The sequence below is a fragment of the Mucilaginibacter terrenus genome (assembly GCF_003432065.1).
In the GTDB taxonomy this organism is placed as follows: Bacteria; Bacteroidota; Bacteroidia; order Sphingobacteriales; family Sphingobacteriaceae; genus Mucilaginibacter; species Mucilaginibacter terrenus.
On sequence record NZ_QWDE01000001.1, the window covers coordinates 2098848 to 2115381 of the forward strand.

The following is a 16534-nucleotide window of genomic DNA, read 5'->3' on the forward strand; positions in this document are numbered from 1 at the left end:
GCATCATCTTACCTATTTACTTGTTGCGTGCCTCCGTGGTACTAGCTGGCTTCAACTCTGAGTAAACGTTTGAAAAGTCGCGACCAAAATGGCCGTTGTTTCTCCAACAGCAATCCTAATAAAGTAGAAGCCAACAATACCGACAAAATAACTTCCCACATCTGAAGAGCATCTTCCGCTTTGTAGCCAAAAATTGCGCGCCACAAAACCATTAACGGAAAGTGTAAAATGTAAAGAGGAAATGTTAGATCAGCTGCTTTACGCATCATTTTTACTGATTTAGATTCTGTACTTTGCTGTTGAGTGGTCGGTAGCATCCACAACGCCGCAGCAACCAACATACCTATAATCCAGTCTGTAACAAACTGATTTGCGAAATACAACGGTTTATACCCTATTATATATGGAAACGACGGTATATGCCTTAAGGCCAAAAAAGCAACAAAAAACAATATTGATACCAGCCACCAAGCAGTGTGCTTGTTCACTGAAGGCCTTGGTAATATGTAGGCGGCATATCCTGCCAGCCAAATAGGCATCATTAACAAAATTTTGGGGCCGGCGATTAATAGCGCTATTATTGGCAAGATGTAAGAGAATCTACTTCTTGATCGAAAAAACCATAATCCAAAAATGACATAATACCAAAATTCAAAGCTTAAGGACCATAGTGGTTCGTTGATAGGCGGCGCAGCCGAAAAAAGCCATATTTCATTAATAAACAGCCCGGATGCGATGTATCTGATCCAATCTGGCCCTCTCGAATAATCGCGCATCAAGTTTGGATCGAGTATAGTAACAGCTATCTGGATTAATGCCGTAATTACAAGTGAAGGCACCACCATAGAGAACAATCTGCTTAAACGTGCCTGTGCATACTGGCGTCCACCTCTGTTTTTACTAATGGTAGTATGCGCTATTACGAAACCGGACAGAACAAAGAAGACCACCACGGCCGCGTGCGACAACTCACCAGGTTCGTACTCTGGATGGGACAAAACAATAAACCACCTATCAAGAATGTGAATAAACAAAACGACTAAAGCTGCTAATATCCTAAGGCTATCGAGCAAAATGCTTGGCCCTCCGCTTATAACTCGTGATGCATTCTTAATTTCCATCATCGTATGCTGTTGGCTCCATTAATTAGCATATCAATTCCATTAATCTGAGTGGAACAGGTTGCAAGAAAATGAACCGCTTCGGCAACTTCTTCCACTTTTAATAATGCGCCATTTGGATGACTTTCTCTGATCTGTTGTACAACCCTCTCATCAATACCACTAGTAAACTGTGTTTGCATAAAAGAGGGCGAAACAGTATTAGAGGTAATATTGAATTTAGCATTTTCTGAAGCCCAAAGCTTGGATAATTGCTGTAAATATGCCTTATTGGCCACGTACATTGCTGCACCTGCCGGCGGAACATTATGCAGTGCTGCAGTTAAAATAGTAATTATCTTTCCGCGTTTTCGTTTACGAAAACTGCTAATGGCAGCTTGCGTAAGCTCCACTGTTGGAACAATGTTCAATACAAACTCCTCCAAAAAGCTTTTAGGGTTTATTTTATGAAAATGAGTGGTTAAAAAGCTTCCTGCATAAGCATTGTTAATGAGAACGTCCGGAGCTATTTCATCTACTTTTTGCTTTAGCGCCGCAACACTTTCCTTACTGCCGAAATCGCAATATATAGATATTGTATTTAGAAACTCATTTAGGAGGTCATCAGCTTTGTCTTTAGACCTATTGTAAGTAAAGTATACCGTCCAACCAACTTCCTGCGCCAATCGCCTGGTAATTGCTTGTCCTAAGCCTGATGAACCGCCTATAATTAATACGATCATTTTAACAGCCCTATTTGAATTTGTCCTGTAGCTACTGCTTTAAGATCTTGATTGATGAACTTGAATTTAAATACAGCTACTTTCACGGAGCTATGTATCTCTGCAACAACTGACTTGAAAGTTAAATTGTCGTCAAGATATACAGGATATTTATACTTTATAGTTTGTGAATGTATAAGTACCTTTTTATCAGGCAGACATTCGCCGACAAAGTAGGAAATAAAACCATTTAGTATGTTGCCCTGCATCACTCTACCAGCAAACCCATGTTCAACAGCAAACTGTTCATTGGTATGTAGAAGGTTTTCGTCTTTAAAAAGCTTCACAAAACCATTGTAGATATCCTCTGAGATATAGAAACCTACCTCAAACTCATCACCTACTTTGAAATTATACATTCTTGGCTGATATGCAATCAAGCATTTCACCAACGTTATTCCAGCTTTGTATCTCCTGGGAGGTAAACCTTATCTTGAAATAACGCTCTATTGCTACTACTAACTGTATATGGTTTAAAGAATCCCAATCGTCTACATCCTTTGCTGTAGTTTCGTAGGTTAACATTATATCTTCATTATCCAGGGTATCGATAAAAATATCGTTTACCTTTTTCAACATCTCGCTTTTTTCCATTATCTATTTCTTTGTTATAAAGCAGCTTTTTGTTTGATAGTTTTCTACATCCAAATACCAATAACCACACTTTTCCTCAAAGCCTAGATTAACGTAATGGTCTTTCACCAGTTCATTTTTCACAGTTGGCAGGTATTCCGCTTTGATTTGTAAAAAACCATTCAGCTTAGCAACATCAATTATTGCATTCAACGTAAAGTTTTCCATACCACGTTTTAGTACCCTACAGCTCATAAACCAGGACTCGATAAACATTGTAGACTGGCTTTCGGCTGCTAAGATAACTACTGCAATCAATCCATTATCGCCAAACTTGTCCTTTAAGGTAAATGACAGTGTGTAGTAATTATTGTTATTGGCTATACGGGCTATATCTTCATCCGTATATCTAACCGTTCTTAAGTTAAACTGGTTAGAACGTTGAGATAGTTGAGCTACTCTTGGGGTGTTAAACTTGTTGAAAGGCTCTACAATAGAGATCATGTCCAGGCTTTGCAGAAACTCTCCTTCGCTGGAAAAGCTCGCCTGAAGATTGGTACGCTTGGCTTCTACCTGATAAAGCTTTGTGCGCTCGGTATCTTCGTTGGAAAACGACGCCGTTTCAAATAAATTTAAGGTGTACAAATACTCCAGATATTCGGCAGGATCAACCGGCAGTTCAGGTATGGTAAGCTCCGCAATGCTCTCGCGAACCACGTTCCGTTCATAAGGATTATCATCCAAAAACACCATTGAATCAAATCCGATGTTTAATACCTTTTGTATAGTGCGGATATTGTCTACTTTAGATTCCCAGTTAGCAACAAACAACGCTACATCCTCCATGCGAAGAACCATGTCCGGATGTTTTTGGAAAGGTTCTTTAGCTACAGACTCGGTATTCTTGCTGCAAACCGCAATAATTATCCCACGATTCTTTAGCTTTTTAATCCAATGCTGAAACTCTACAAAGGCTTTGCCGATACCAAGGCTACCCAGTTGAATATTTTCCAGCCCATCATCTCCAATCACGCCGCCCCACATGGTATTATCCAAATCAAGGATGAGGCATTTTTTAAACTTACCGTAGATAGCTCCAATTATATCCACAATACGTGCGGCCACAATTGGCAATACATCGATGCTTAAAACCATCTCTGAGTTGACGTAAACCGCAGGCTGAAACATTGTACTTTTACCAAGCTGATTCTGAATACTTGCAATATCAAGCAAATAAAAGTTTGTCGCCTGCGCAGCATAGCTCATCAATTCATAGTTAAGTTTACGCAGCTGATAAAGAAAGGATGAAATGGTTTTATTAGCAAAGCTCCCGAATACGGAATCATTTATTTCGGGAAAATTAAAGTAAATAACTTTGGCGTTTGAATACTTTTTAACCCTATTAAATAAATTTGAAATCAACTCTATCTGCAATTCTGCCAGTTTATGTTGTTCCCCTTGATCTAGTTTATTGTATTTAGAGAGAAGTTTGTGTGTGGAGTTGAAAATGACAATTACGTCAGGTGTAAATTTGTACAGTTCTGATGATGGATCAAATATCTGTTGCTCTATTTGGTTGAAATCGGCTTCAAATACATCAAGGTTGTAACCGCGATCGTACCCGGTGCCGCGAAGCGCTTGATTAAGAAACTGGGTGGCGCTATCTCCTAGTAAAGCAATTTTTATTGTTGGCAGTTGAGAAAAATCGTTCTTTAAATTCTTTTTTAATTGAGAAAAAACTTTCATTATTCTTTACTGCCCTACTCTTAAATATTTGCTAAAATATAAAAATTTAGTCGCTTGGTGAAGCCTGCGGTGCTGTGCTTATTCGTTGGCCCCAAGGGCTTTCCTCATGACAGCTAAGTTTGTCTCCCCAAAATACTTTTGCCGAGCGTCTTCCAGGGTGTCCTTTGTAATGTTTAAGCCTGTAATACTGTCAAGTAGCTTTAGTCCCTCTTGTTTGTTGTTAGAACTCCAGATTCCTCCCAGTCCGGTGTTTGATAAAAAGCCCGCAAGCGTACTATCTGCCGGACCATGCCCGAATATTGGCCGGCCCGATTGAAGATAGCTGCTTAACTTGGTTGGCAAGCTTGTTTTTGAAAAAAGGTGTAAGCCTTTATTTAATGGGTACATGCTATAAACGAAATCGCATTTAGCCAGCAGTGGCACTATTTCTTGCTCAGGGAGGGTAGCATGTAATTGGATATTATTTCTAAAGCGCTGAGGGACATCTTTACATTGTAAGTGGCAACCCCACAACTGCAAAACAAAATCTTTCCCTTTTTTATGACAGTACTCCTGTAGCAATTCTAAAAACTCAAATAGATGTTTGCTGGCATAAATGGACCCAATGTGCCCAACAATTATAGTCTTGCTTAAAGGATTTTTTTTGACAACTTCTATTGAGTTTACAGGTAAATATCTGTGGCAAACAGCTGCTTTGCATCCAGATAATTTGAAGTAGTAATACTGCATGCCGGCACTTATCACATCTACAGTTTTTACGCTTTGCAGAACCTTAATAGTGAGTTGCCGTGCAGAAGCAACCATAAAACGGTAACGTACAGATCTTGCGCAAAGCGCCCCAGCCCAGTCATCATGTACAGTTAAATGAACTGTCTTGTTGTGATCTGCAAGATCCTGGGCTATACGTAACCCCTCATTGTGAGAGACGACCCAGTACACATCACATTCTATTGACAAGAGCTTCTTAACAATAGCGTCTACTCTGGGCACATCGCCCATTCCCAGCATCCTGGCTGTTTGGGTGATATCTGCGAGGAGCGGTCCACCCATAACTGCATTACCAAGGTAGCCCTTTTCGTAACCTGCCGCCGTAGCATTACCAATGTAATACCAATTAATCTCAAACTCGCGGAGGTTAGCTACCAAACTCCTAAGAATAGCACCTCCGCCACCAACAATGGGTGAGTGAGCGGTAAAAAGGCATATCTTTTTTTTCTGCATTTATTATCCTCTTTTTAGCTCCGAGATGAATTGTGACGCCACTACTGATATATTGCTACTATAAGGAACGTTATTAATTTTACTAATGCAGCTTTCAAAGTTCCCCTCCAAGTACTTAACTACACTATCAGGAACAATTATCTCAGTAAATCCTTTTGGAGTCCATGGTTTAGATACCGATATTACCGGTAGCCCGTGCTCCCGCATTGCGGCGAAAGATCCACTCTTTTCGATTACCGCCAAAGCTGTTGCAGATATACCAAAGTTCGCCTTGCTCAATTCAGCCGATATTACCTCTGCATTCTGTTCGCCAAGGACCTTTACCGCGAGGCCGGCACTTCGCCATTCTTCAGCCCAGCGTTGCTGCTCGTCGTTCTTTCGTCCAAGCATAGTTAAAGATACCGGTATGCTTCTTGTTTTCTGATAAAGAGCAGCCTCCCTGGCAAAAGTAGCGATAGGTGCCCTGTCATGTATCGCACCAAAAACAACAAACCTGATGCCTTGTGCCCGGTTAATATTTTGTTCTTCTGAAAGGTGTTTGACCGGAATATTACCGAATAAAGGCAAAATATCAGCGTGAAAGCCTAACTTATTAATTAACTGTTGATACAGCTTTGTATTTGTTTGAATTACAGCAGGCCGTAACCTGGTGATTAATGATCTTATTAGAAGGCGTTGTACCTCTCCCCAGTACTGAAGCTTCTTAGACTCCTCTTTGGCTATACCCACCCAAAGCTCATGAAACATAATGTGCCATTTGCGGCCATTACTTAACTTTAACAAAGACTTCGATAAGCCAACTTTTAATCCTTTTGGATGATATCCAAAGGGAACATATTGCAAGCTTAGCCATTGTGGATTTAGCTGTTTAATCCATGTCTCTGCTTGTTGTATCCGGCCTTTAATTTCCATTGACGAGGACAAGCGTAGTACGGGGACATTTACGCCATCAGCAAATTGATGTTCAACAATCGTATCTGTTACGTCACGATCATTTAGGGACAGCACTGCGCATTCATGACCTAGTTTAAACAGTTCTGCCGCTAAGCGGCGGCTATAATCGCCAACCCCATCCTTGCCGGGTTCTAGCGAACTACATATTAATACAATACTTAAACTATTGTTATCATCCATTATCACCCATTTATATTCAGGCTAACATCCGTTTATCAAATTATATATAACAGCATTGTTGCAAACAAATAACTGTAGATTAAATATTGTTTTTGCATTTTTGATCAAAAGCAGCCTTAATAACATGCTATGATCAACCTAACCTTCTTACTGTTAACTTAAATGCAAAAACCATTTTTGTATTGCTCTAAATGCAATCAGCCGTTCCACTACAAACTTCCCCTACCTTTTTTGCTTACGCCTATTAGTTTTTTTATACCTCTTAAAAGGTTTTTTTGCGCCAAATGTATCTCATCAAGCTATAGAATTATGAAGAACAAGGAAGTAAGGAAATACCATATTTAAATTATTGTAATAGCCGACGGTAAGAAAGCTGGTAACTTAAATCAGGATTTCGCATTTTAATCAATTTAGCAGGCACCCCTCCTACAATTTCATAAGGAGATACATTTTTGGTGACTACTGCACCAGCTGAAACCACGGAGCCTTTACCTAGAGTTACACCGGGCATAATAATGGCCCTGGAACCTATCCACACGTAATCTTCAATAATCACAGGTTTTTCCCGTCCTTCAAAGTTAGGAGAGTAGGGATCGTGGTCGGCGGAAAGAATCATTACCTCCTGCGAAATAGAAACGTTAGAACCGATTGTGATACTACTTTTATTGTCTAATCTGCACTTGCCATTTACAACTGAATTATCACCGATAGAAAATGACTCCGTACGGTCAAAACTGCAATCCATTAAGATAGCAGCATTGTGCCCAATATTGTACTTCATAATTCTACGATAGTAGAGCTGACGAATAGTATGGCTGGGTATTCGCGCGATCCAGCGATTGCATATAAAGATTCTTAACTCTGAGATGAAACGTCTCATGGTTTTATAAATTACCTTCTTGCCAAAATCTCCTTTGGATTTCTTCCATATCAAACCTTTGTATAGCAAGCACTTTGGCGTTCGCCGAGATTTGTGCTTTTTCGGCAATTAATTTAACAATATCCTTCGATAATACAGTTGCATTAAGTTCTCCACAGCTGACGGCAGCATTTGCACGTGTGAGCAAATTACATGCGGCACTATCTAGTGGCCCATGATATAATATTGCCCCGGAGCTGCCCAAATAGCCAACCATTTTAGTAGAGAGACTGTATTTGTAAAAGTCTGGTCGGGTAAATTTAATGGGCAAATATAAAATTGAACTACTGTCAAGTTCCTCTTTCAACTCCTTATCGTTTAACGACACGTCCCGATAACAAATAGTAAAAGGTCGCCTATCTAAGAAAGGAACATGCTGTGTGCCACGTAAAACAAGTTCAAAACTGTAGCCCTGTTCAACAAGAATATCCAATGCATCGGCCAATACTTTAAAAAGTGGTATATAGTCAATATGTAACAGGCCGGCAAAATAAACGGTTATTGGTTTTACACTATCGTTTTGCGGATTGCTTAACTCACCTCTAGTTACTCCATCAGTTATAAGTTCATAAGTAGCGTTCCCAAATAATCTGGCATATTCGAGCCCTAATTCATCAGAAATAACCAATCGCCTTGCGGCTCTCTCCCACAAGATTTTACTATTTGTGTAGCTGCCAAATGTTGTTGAGTAATGATCGTGAAAAGAAACCCACAATGGTTTGTCACCGCAGAATTTATCATTGCAAAGTGCGTCACTAAATGGCCCATGATCAACTACGTGTAATACATCATAGTCTATTGATGTGGCGGCAACTTGTATCTTTTGGATTGTGGATTTTTTAAACCACCTGTGCCTTAAAATAGTGAACCATTTTCTGACTTTCCATCTAGCCCACTTCCGAACAACCGGACTGGCATAAACCAAAATTTCTGTTATATCGCCTCTTTTGGGATTTATAGCGGTCTCTTCTACTACCAATGACACTATTTCACTTTCGTGACCTTTAAATAGCCTACGAAGGATGCGATTGCCACCTCCGTTAGAGTATAAAGAAAATGGTTGATAGGTAAGTAGTTTCACAAACTTAGATTAATGTCGGCTGGATTGTGCTTCTACTATCTGCCTGATTGTTTCTTCTAGGGAAATTGTAATATTCCAGGTTGGATAATGTGATCTCATTTTATCAAGATTAGATATGTAGCACATGTGATCGCCAATTCTGTTCTCATCCACATAAGAATAAACCTGTTCTTTACCAGTAAATTTTTCAGCTATCTTGAACGCCTCCCATATTGAGCAAGAATTAGCGCGGCCTCCACCAATATTGTAAACCTCGGCCGTACGTGGGGAGTTTATAAAAGCATCTATAAATGTAGCCACATCAAAAGAGTGGATATTGTCTCTTACCTGTTTGCCTTTGTAGCCAAATATCTTGTACTCCCGGTTTTCTATATTACATTTTACAAGGTAACTTAAAAAACCGTGCAGTTCTACACCAGAGTGGTTAGGTCCCGTTAAGCACCCGCCCCGCAAACAACAGGTAGGGATACCAAAATATCGCCCATATTCCTGCACCATAACATCTGCTGCTACTTTTGATGCACCAAAAATAGAATGTTTACTTTGGTCAATTGGAAAGTCTTCAGTTATACCATTCGCAAAAGCCGGGTCTGCGTAATCCCATCGTGTTTCTTTTTCGATCAGTTCAATGCTATTAGGGCGGTCTCCATAAACCTTGTTAGTAGACATATGTGCAAACGGTGATTCCGGGCACGCCTGACGAACAGCTTCCAACAGATTTAATGTGCCTACAGCATTGGTATCAAAATCATCAAAGGGTATAGCCGCAGCCCGGTCATGAGAAGGCTGTGCGGCTGTATGAACAATAGCATCGGGCCGAATTGCTTTTAGTAGGTTTAATACACCACTGCGGTCGCGCACATCTAATTCATGATGAATAAACTTAACGCCTAAATCGGTTTGGATACGATTTTGATTCCATCGGGTATCACCCTGAGGACCAAAAAAAACGGCTCGTTGGTTATTATCCAACCCGTGTATCTCCCATCCAAGACCAGCAAAGTAATAACAAACCTCTGATCCTATTAAACCAGAAGAGCCTGTAACTAATAATCTTTTAGCTTTGTTAGCCATATTTATACAAGTATAGAATTACTTATCATTTAAAATCATGTCCGTTATTAACAACGGACTGCCAAACCAATCGCATAGTTGCCTCCCCTACTTGAGTAACAACCAACCTTCCGGCGTTTTGAAGTATTTCCTGAACGCCTTCAAGATTGCGAAGCGCTTGTAATCCCTCCCTTATATCATTCGGGCTTTGCGAGGTTACGGTAAAAGCTGCATTATTATCTTCAAGGTAGCCTATCATTGCAGCGTACGGTGGGCCGACTGCTAAAATAGGAACACCACTAGCCAAATATTCGCTCATCTTGGTTGCAATGTTCAATTGTGACATATTGCGCATCTGTTTTTTGAAGCTAATTGGTAATAGCACACCATCATATTTTTCCATCACCGACGACACATCTTCTGCAGCTATGCTAGCCTTTAGGTTAACACCTTCAATCCGCAGACGGTCTGGTAGCTGCTCTATACCGGAATATATATCAAGAATGACATTCGAGCTATCTATAGCTGATGCAACTGATTCCAAAGCATCTAATTGCCATGCACCTACTGCACCAAAGTAACCAATCTTTAATTTATTATTCAAATTGGAAAAATAACTAAAGCGCACCTCTTTATTTTGTGCAGGGCCAAACAACACGGTTGAATCTACCCCGAAACGGCTTTTATAAAACTCCTGCATTGCAGAACTTATCACAAAAACATGTTCAGCCTCTCTAAGATGCCTGAAAAATTGCTCTTCAATATTTGGCGGATAATGCCACTCACCATCATCATAGCTCACAAGATGATCATCCATCATCCAGCTAATGTATTTTACTTCCGTTATCTTTTTTAACTCTTCCAGCGTAACAATACTATTAGCCCCTTGTGGGCAAACAAGAGCGGTAATTGCGTTTTGGTTTTTAAACAACCTTCTAATCTTACCAGCAGCCCAACGAGCATGTGCCTTAATCACCGGCATTGAGTTAGAAGCTTTTTGGGCGTAAGACCGCCCTATTAACTGTCTAACCCTATTACTTTCAGTTATTGATAAAAAATTAACACTACGACTGGCGAGTTCCTCCTTTACGGGAAGATCAATAGCAAATTTTTTAAGATGTATAAACTGCTTTATATCGTTCAAGTCGTTGCCCAACACTCTCTGGAGAGTAAGCCCACCACCGTGCTTATCAGAAACGGACATTTCAGAAAGATAGAAGTCAAACTTCATCTCTGCCCCCCTTGACCGACCTGTTGAGATGCCGGAATATACTTTCCCCAAAAATCAATATTCTTGGCCCATGCATGACATCCAAGGGGAAGCTTGCCGCCATTTAATTTCAACGAATCTTCCAGGTTATACTCAAAACTGAAGGCCAACGCGGCAAGAGATTCAGCCACTCTAAACTGGGGTACAATTTGAGGAACGATCTCAGACCAAATCAAATCTTCGTTCAAATGAAAATTGGCAAAGTTGAAAGCAAATTTACCGGTAACAAATACGTCGTATCTCTCGCGTGTTAAACCATTGAGCATCTTTTTGATACGGGAAGAAGGCATTAAAAACGTTTTATATAGAAGCCAATGTGGTTTGTACGTTTCTGATATATACTTCAAAGCATTAATACATGCACTTATGTTCCTGACAGAAAACCCGGAGTTACACCCTTTTATAAACTTTGCCCCTGGTTGCGCTTTCCAATAGCCTTCAAAAAAAGGCGCACCTATGTAGTCGTATTTAAAAGCATTGTATTTTTCAACGTCGTTACTGAAAATATAAGCATCTAACTCGTAAGTAAGCATATAACTATAACTACTAAATAGTTGATAAAAGGCTGTGCTCACCTTCATTTTGTTGTACTTTTCAATTGAAGATAACCAATCTTTATTAACCAGCATCAACTGAAGTCCGGGATGCAATACAATGTATTTGCTGATATTCATCCCTTCAGGATAAAGCAAGTAACAGTCATAATCGTTCAAATGTGCCTTGCAAGCCAAGAGCGAGATAATCTCGTTTTCAGTTGGCACCGGATTGTGCACCGGGATAACCACACACATTTGCTTTTCCTTTAACATGCCTTAAAAGATGCTGTTGATTATCTTGTTAAGCCTATTTTTTATCTTCTCTTTTAACGGCCGCCGGGCTAAGACTTTCAACTTATGTTTTTGATATTGCTCGTTAAAATAAACAGGCAAATTCATTACCGTGTCTGCCCCGGCAGCTTTCAAACTTATATAATAATCGTCAATAACCGCAGCAATATCAGGTCTGTTAACCCTATTATATCGAGTATTGTAAGCACATAACACCTTTGGGTTATTATACCTGTAACTGCTAAAATGAAAGAATACTAATGGATAATCTTTATTAACCTGCCAGCCATTCTCGCATTTCTCCAGTAAACGCTCGTGCCAGTTCCAGTTAGCAACGTTGTAGCCCGGATGTTTCAAAATCAGGTAATTATTAAACATTACAGGTATGTAATTGGCCCATATTTGGTCGTAAAACATACCATTGTCCCAATCCGAATAACCATACACTAAAAGGCGCTCGCCCCACCACGTTAAAAATTTCGGCAACTCTTCGCCTTTGGAGAGGCCAATGAAACCAAGATTGAAGATCCCGGTGCGTAAGGTATAAAAGTCGCTTGGCACACAACCATCATCTACCGGGCTCATTAAGTGTGGGGTAAGCACAAATGTGTACTTGTTTAGAGCCTCCCAACAATCAATAAGCGGACTGTACACTTTAATGTCAGGATCAATATACACAACCTGATCATTTGATCTAAAAAAGTACTGGAATACAAATGGCTTTAGTGTAGTGCATAACTCGGCTATGCTAAACTTCTGGCTGAGCTCATCTAATTCTAATTCCAGTATGTCACGTGCGAATATGATATTTTCTTTAGCGAAAGCGTCATATGTTATGAGTGCCGTTCTCTCATCTGCCAATATTATGAAAAAGGGTATTTCAGGATGGTGCCTGTTAAAGCTATCTCGTAAAACCTTCGCTGCAGCAAGGTAATTATTAGCACATATAGTGAACGCAGTTCTCATGATTGTTTAACAACACTATGCTTAAACCTCTAACACCTTTATTACCCTGGCTGGTACACCCGCAACAACTGCATTTGGAGGAACATCCTTGGTTACGACAGCGTTAGCACCTACTATTGCATTTCTGCCAATACGCACGTTGGGCATAACGCAAACGCCTTCACCTATCCATACATTATCTTCTATAATAACCGGCCCTTTAGATATTAATGAACGATTTATTGGCGGATGGTGCAATTCATCGCCGCTTACTGCGCCGTGTGAATGGTCACTTATGTAAATCCGGCTACCAAATAACACATAATTGCCTATGCTAACCTTATTTATACAGCCAATGTGTACATCGGTACCCATGCTAACCCACTCACCAATTGTTAACTGAGGAGTGAAATTTTGATCCGCATATTTATCCCAGGCTTCTAATCTGAGGTTGTAAAGTGCTGAAAACTTTTTCCCTATAGATATATACTGCGGATTTTTAATGATTGCCTGCAAGGGCAGTGTACATTCCTCTCCTCTGAATTTTAAGGCTGCATAAAGCTCCTCCTCGCGTGCATCCGCTACACTTCCGATGTAAGAACCAGAACTGGTTATCTTAAAAAAAAATCTACCGATAATTTTATTGAACGCTGACATTTCTAAAGTATCTGTTTCTAAATAGTACCGGAAAGATTTTCACCCAAAATGACCTATAGCTCCAGAACACAGGTATCATAACTTTAAAAGTATTTTCACTTTCAAATTTATCAGTTGGCTTATTTAAAAACATTGGAAAAAAGTTACTGAGTAAATTTCGGTTGATAATTCTTTTTGCACGCTTATCAATCAACCCGGCCGCAATAAGTTGCATCATTACGTTATTAAAGTTTTTACCAAATACCTTTAATAATTTATAGCCCCCTGTATTATCAGCCCTGCATGCCAATACCTGGTCAGTTATAATGCCATTAGGTTTGCCTTTAAACACCGCAGGCAGCGTCCAACTGAGTTGTACCAGGTTACTTTGGTAAAACTCTTTTATGTACTCTACATCAATAAAAAGTGATCTGTTTATTATATTTCCTGTAATGAAAGTAGTCCAATAACTCACTTCGCTGATGTAATCCAACGGGTTATTAATCTTTCTTAAATTTACGCAATTGGGGAGTAATGTCTGCGCCGGATAATTGTCTGTATACCAAAAATTATTAAGGTAAATAGTTCCCCATTCCTCCTGGTAAAGCGCTTGTACAATAAACTTCAGGTATCCCTGTAATAAAAAATCATCATCAGAAAACACCCAAACATATTTGCCTGCAGCCTTGATAAAACAATTAGCAATATTCCTGTCGGCACCTAAATTTTCCGAATTCCTGTGATAAGCAATTGAAATATCACCGGCTAAAAAGCCATTTACCACTTCGGCAGTATTGTCTGAGGAGCAATTATCTGAAATTAAAAATTCAACATTATCCCTTATATCATCATCACATTGCGACAATAGCGCGTTAAGGCACTGCGTTAGCAGTTGTGCCCTATTGTACGTTGGTATAGCAATGGTAAGTAATGGTGGCAATTTAAACGTATTTATTTATCAACTGAGTTTAACAAGGTTATGTTTTGACCGGCTGCGTACTCCACGACAGTTTAGGGCGCACTACGCCCCACCAATCGCCGGTATATTCTTTGCGCATTTCACCTGTTTCAACAACTGTAAACGCCAGTACGTTCTCTGCAACAGCCATATCCGAAATGTCTTCGGGTACCAGGAAGGCATTTATTTTGTAACTCTTGTCATTTAGATAATTACCCGGGATGATGCAGGTTGATTTGTATCTCCCTTTTTCCAACGGCTTTTTATAGTAGGTGTCTATCGTTGCTGACGCAGACGGAGCGCTAAAGGTGGCAAATATACAGGTATCCAATGTATCCAGTAAGTGAATGCTTGGCTGTATAGTAGCACCGTCCTGATAAACGTCATACTCTATCTCTACAATAATGTCTTCATTTATAGCAAAGTCCGCCGTAATACCTTTGGATCTCGAAAGGAGCCTTAAAGTATGAAAACCAGCTTTTGTCGATGCCTGTTTAACAATTATGTCTTCTGAATTAATTTGTCCATCATTATTCTCGCCAGTCCGTATATAGTTATCAATAACTCTGGATGTATAATCAATAGTTTGAAGCTGACCATGTTTCAGTAAAATAGACTTTGTACATAAATTGCTTATTGCAGCCATATTATGGCTTACAAACAACACTGTACGTCCTTCTCCTTTGCTTACTTCTCCCATCTTGCCAAGGCACTTCTTTTGAAACTCCGCGTCTCCAACGGCCAGCACTTCATCTACAATCAATATCTCACTTTCTAGGTGCGCGGCTACAGCGAAAGCAAGCCTTACATACATTCCGCTCGAATACCTCTTTACAGGTGTATCTATATACCGTTCTACTCCCGCGAAATCTACAATAGCATCAAAGTGCTTCTTGATTTCGTGTTTGCGCATACCCAGTATGGCTCCATTTAAAAATATATTCTCCTTACCTGTCAGTTCCGGATGGAAGCCTGTGCCAACTTCAAGCAAACTTGCGACGCGGCCTTTTATTTTAACAGAACCAACTGTGGGTACCGTAACACGGCTCAGAACTTTCAATAAAGTACTTTTTCCGGCACCATTTCGGCCAATGACTCCTATGGCTTCACCCTGTTCAATTTCAAAGTTCAGATCTTTCAAACTCCAAACAACGTCGCTTGTTCCGGCTTTGGAACGATCGTTAGTTTCTCCGATCTTCAGGAAAGGATCTTCTTTACCCCTAATTAATGCCCATTTGCGCTCGATGTCGCGGCTTAGCGTACCGGTTCCAAAATCGCCTAACTGGTAAGCTTTCGATAATTGTTCAACTTTAATGGCAATGTTACCCATGTATCTCTTTAAATCCAGTTAAACGGTATCAACAAAATCCTTTTCAACTTTATTGAAAACTATTAAACCAAGAAAGAATATTATTAAGGTTGATATTAAGCTATATACAAAAACACCAGGGTAAAATGCACCGGCTCCAGTGAAGCCATACCTGAAAGTTTCTATGAGGCCGCTCATGGGGTTCAAAGCAATAATGCCGTGGTATTTACCCAAAAATGTATGAAGTGGATAAATAACTGGTGTTGCATACATCATAAGCTGCATACCAAATGTAACTACAAAGGCCAGATCGCGGTACTTGGTTGTCATGGCGGTAATAATTAACCCCGCTCCTAAACCCAGCAATGCCATGGCTGCAATTAACACAGGGAAAAGTATTAAGCAGACGTTTGGTGATACCGGTTCGTTTGAACCGAAGAATTGAAACCTAACATAGTACCAGAGAAATAATCCTATAAAAAGTAAGAATTGCACACCAAATTTCACCAGGTTAGATACCACAATGCTTAACGGCATTATTAATCTTGGAAAGTACACTTTACCGAAAATGGCAGAGTTATCTTTAAAAACCGTCGATGTTTTTGTAAGGCAATCTGCAAAGTAATTCCAACCTATACTACCCGCCATAAAAAACAGTGGCTGTGGTACATGTACACCTTCAGTAAAGCGGGTTTGGCCAAAAATAAACGTAAATACTATTGTTGTGAATATGGGCTGAATAAAGAACCAAAGTGGCCCAAGTACAGTTTGCTTATAAAATGACACAAAATCGCGCCTTACTAACAGCCACAATAAATCGCGATAGTTCCAAACATCCTTTAAGTGAAGGTTGAAAACCGTGTCATGAGGTTTAATTTCTAAATCCCATTCCTGATCTGATCGCTCTGCCTCCATAAACTCTAAATTAACAAACTCCTCCGATGAAGATGTCGTTTTAAACGCTTTGATATAGTACTTTA

At 39.9% G+C, this 16534-nt stretch carries 17 protein-coding genes; all 17 read right to left on the bottom strand.

Features of this window, described 5'->3' with window-relative positions; translation table 11 throughout:
* Nucleotides 1-41: 41 nt before the first annotated feature.
* Nucleotides 42-1124, bottom strand: a complete 1083-nt coding sequence (locus DYU05_RS09365) for an acyltransferase family protein (RefSeq protein WP_117382681.1) — start codon at nt 1122-1124, stop codon at nt 42-44.
* Nucleotides 1121-1843 (bottom strand): SDR family NAD(P)-dependent oxidoreductase, encoded by a 723-nt coding sequence (locus DYU05_RS09370; protein ID WP_117382682.1) that lies wholly within the window; start codon nt 1841-1843, stop codon nt 1121-1123. Before DYU05_RS09370 ends, DYU05_RS09365 begins: the two co-directional genes overlap by 4 nt.
* Nucleotides 1840-2241: a hotdog family protein gene (locus DYU05_RS09375; RefSeq protein WP_117382683.1), complete on the bottom strand. Its 402-nt coding sequence runs from the start codon at nt 2239-2241 to the stop codon at nt 1840-1842. Before DYU05_RS09375 ends, DYU05_RS09370 begins: the two co-directional genes overlap by 4 nt.
* Nucleotides 2234-2476, bottom strand: a complete 243-nt coding sequence (locus DYU05_RS09380) for an acyl carrier protein (RefSeq protein WP_117382684.1) — start codon at nt 2474-2476, stop codon at nt 2234-2236. The genes DYU05_RS09375 and DYU05_RS09380 overlap by 8 nt, the downstream gene beginning before the upstream one ends.
* Nucleotides 2477-2479: 3 nt before the next feature.
* The gene (locus tag DYU05_RS09385; protein WP_117382685.1) at nt 2480-4201 is read right to left on the bottom strand and encodes an HAD-IIIC family phosphatase; all 1722 of its coding nucleotides are present in this window, start codon (nt 4199-4201) and stop codon (nt 2480-2482) included.
* 78 nt (nt 4202-4279) lie between these two features.
* Nucleotides 4280-5422, bottom strand: coding sequence for a glycosyltransferase family protein (locus DYU05_RS09390; protein WP_117382686.1), 1143 nt, complete (start codon nt 5420-5422; stop codon nt 4280-4282).
* Between the two features lie 3 nt (nt 5423-5425).
* The gene (locus DYU05_RS09395) at nt 5426-6556 is read right to left on the bottom strand and encodes a glycosyltransferase family protein (protein ID WP_117382687.1); all 1131 of its coding nucleotides are present in this window, start codon (nt 6554-6556) and stop codon (nt 5426-5428) included.
* 346 nt (nt 6557-6902) lie between these two features.
* Complete coding sequence (locus DYU05_RS21325; protein ID WP_235853979.1) at nt 6903-7337, bottom strand: acyltransferase; 435 nt, start codon at nt 7335-7337, stop codon at nt 6903-6905.
* Between the two features lie 103 nt (nt 7338-7440).
* Nucleotides 7441-8556 (bottom strand): glycosyltransferase family protein, encoded by a 1116-nt coding sequence (locus tag DYU05_RS09405; protein WP_133300207.1) that lies wholly within the window; start codon nt 8554-8556, stop codon nt 7441-7443.
* A gap of 9 nt (nt 8557-8565) precedes the next feature.
* Nucleotides 8566-9630 carry an NAD-dependent epimerase/dehydratase family protein gene (locus tag DYU05_RS09410; RefSeq protein ID WP_117382690.1) on the bottom strand — a complete coding sequence of 355 codons (1065 nt, stop codon included), beginning with the start codon at nt 9628-9630 and terminating at the stop codon, nt 8566-8568.
* Nucleotides 9631-9655: 25 nt separating this feature from the next.
* A complete protein-coding gene (locus DYU05_RS09415) occupies nt 9656-10840 on the bottom strand; it encodes a glycosyltransferase family protein (RefSeq protein ID WP_133300208.1) in 1185 nt (394 codons plus the stop codon).
* Nucleotides 10837-11688 (bottom strand): DUF5672 family protein, encoded by an 852-nt coding sequence (locus DYU05_RS09420; RefSeq protein WP_117382692.1) that lies wholly within the window; start codon nt 11686-11688, stop codon nt 10837-10839. Before DYU05_RS09420 ends, DYU05_RS09415 begins: the two co-directional genes overlap by 4 nt.
* A gap of 3 nt (nt 11689-11691) precedes the next feature.
* Nucleotides 11692-12672 carry a glycosyl transferase gene (locus DYU05_RS09425; RefSeq protein ID WP_117382693.1) on the bottom strand — a complete coding sequence of 327 codons (981 nt, stop codon included), beginning with the start codon at nt 12670-12672 and terminating at the stop codon, nt 11692-11694.
* A 21-nt stretch (nt 12673-12693) separates the two neighbouring features.
* Nucleotides 12694-13308: an acyltransferase gene (locus DYU05_RS09430; RefSeq protein WP_117382694.1), complete on the bottom strand. Its 615-nt coding sequence runs from the start codon at nt 13306-13308 to the stop codon at nt 12694-12696.
* On the bottom strand, nt 13292-14227 hold the full coding sequence (locus tag DYU05_RS09435; RefSeq protein WP_165852037.1) for a glycosyltransferase family 2 protein: 936 nt from the start codon (nt 14225-14227) through the stop codon (nt 13292-13294). Before DYU05_RS09435 ends, DYU05_RS09430 begins: the two co-directional genes overlap by 17 nt.
* 37 nt (nt 14228-14264) lie before the next feature.
* On the bottom strand, nt 14265-15575 hold the full coding sequence (locus DYU05_RS09440) for an ABC transporter ATP-binding protein (RefSeq protein WP_117382696.1): 1311 nt from the start codon (nt 15573-15575) through the stop codon (nt 14265-14267).
* A gap of 18 nt (nt 15576-15593) precedes the next feature.
* Complete coding sequence (locus DYU05_RS09445) at nt 15594-16469, bottom strand: ABC transporter permease (RefSeq protein ID WP_117382697.1); 876 nt, start codon at nt 16467-16469, stop codon at nt 15594-15596.
* Nucleotides 16470-16534: the final 65 nt, after the last annotated feature.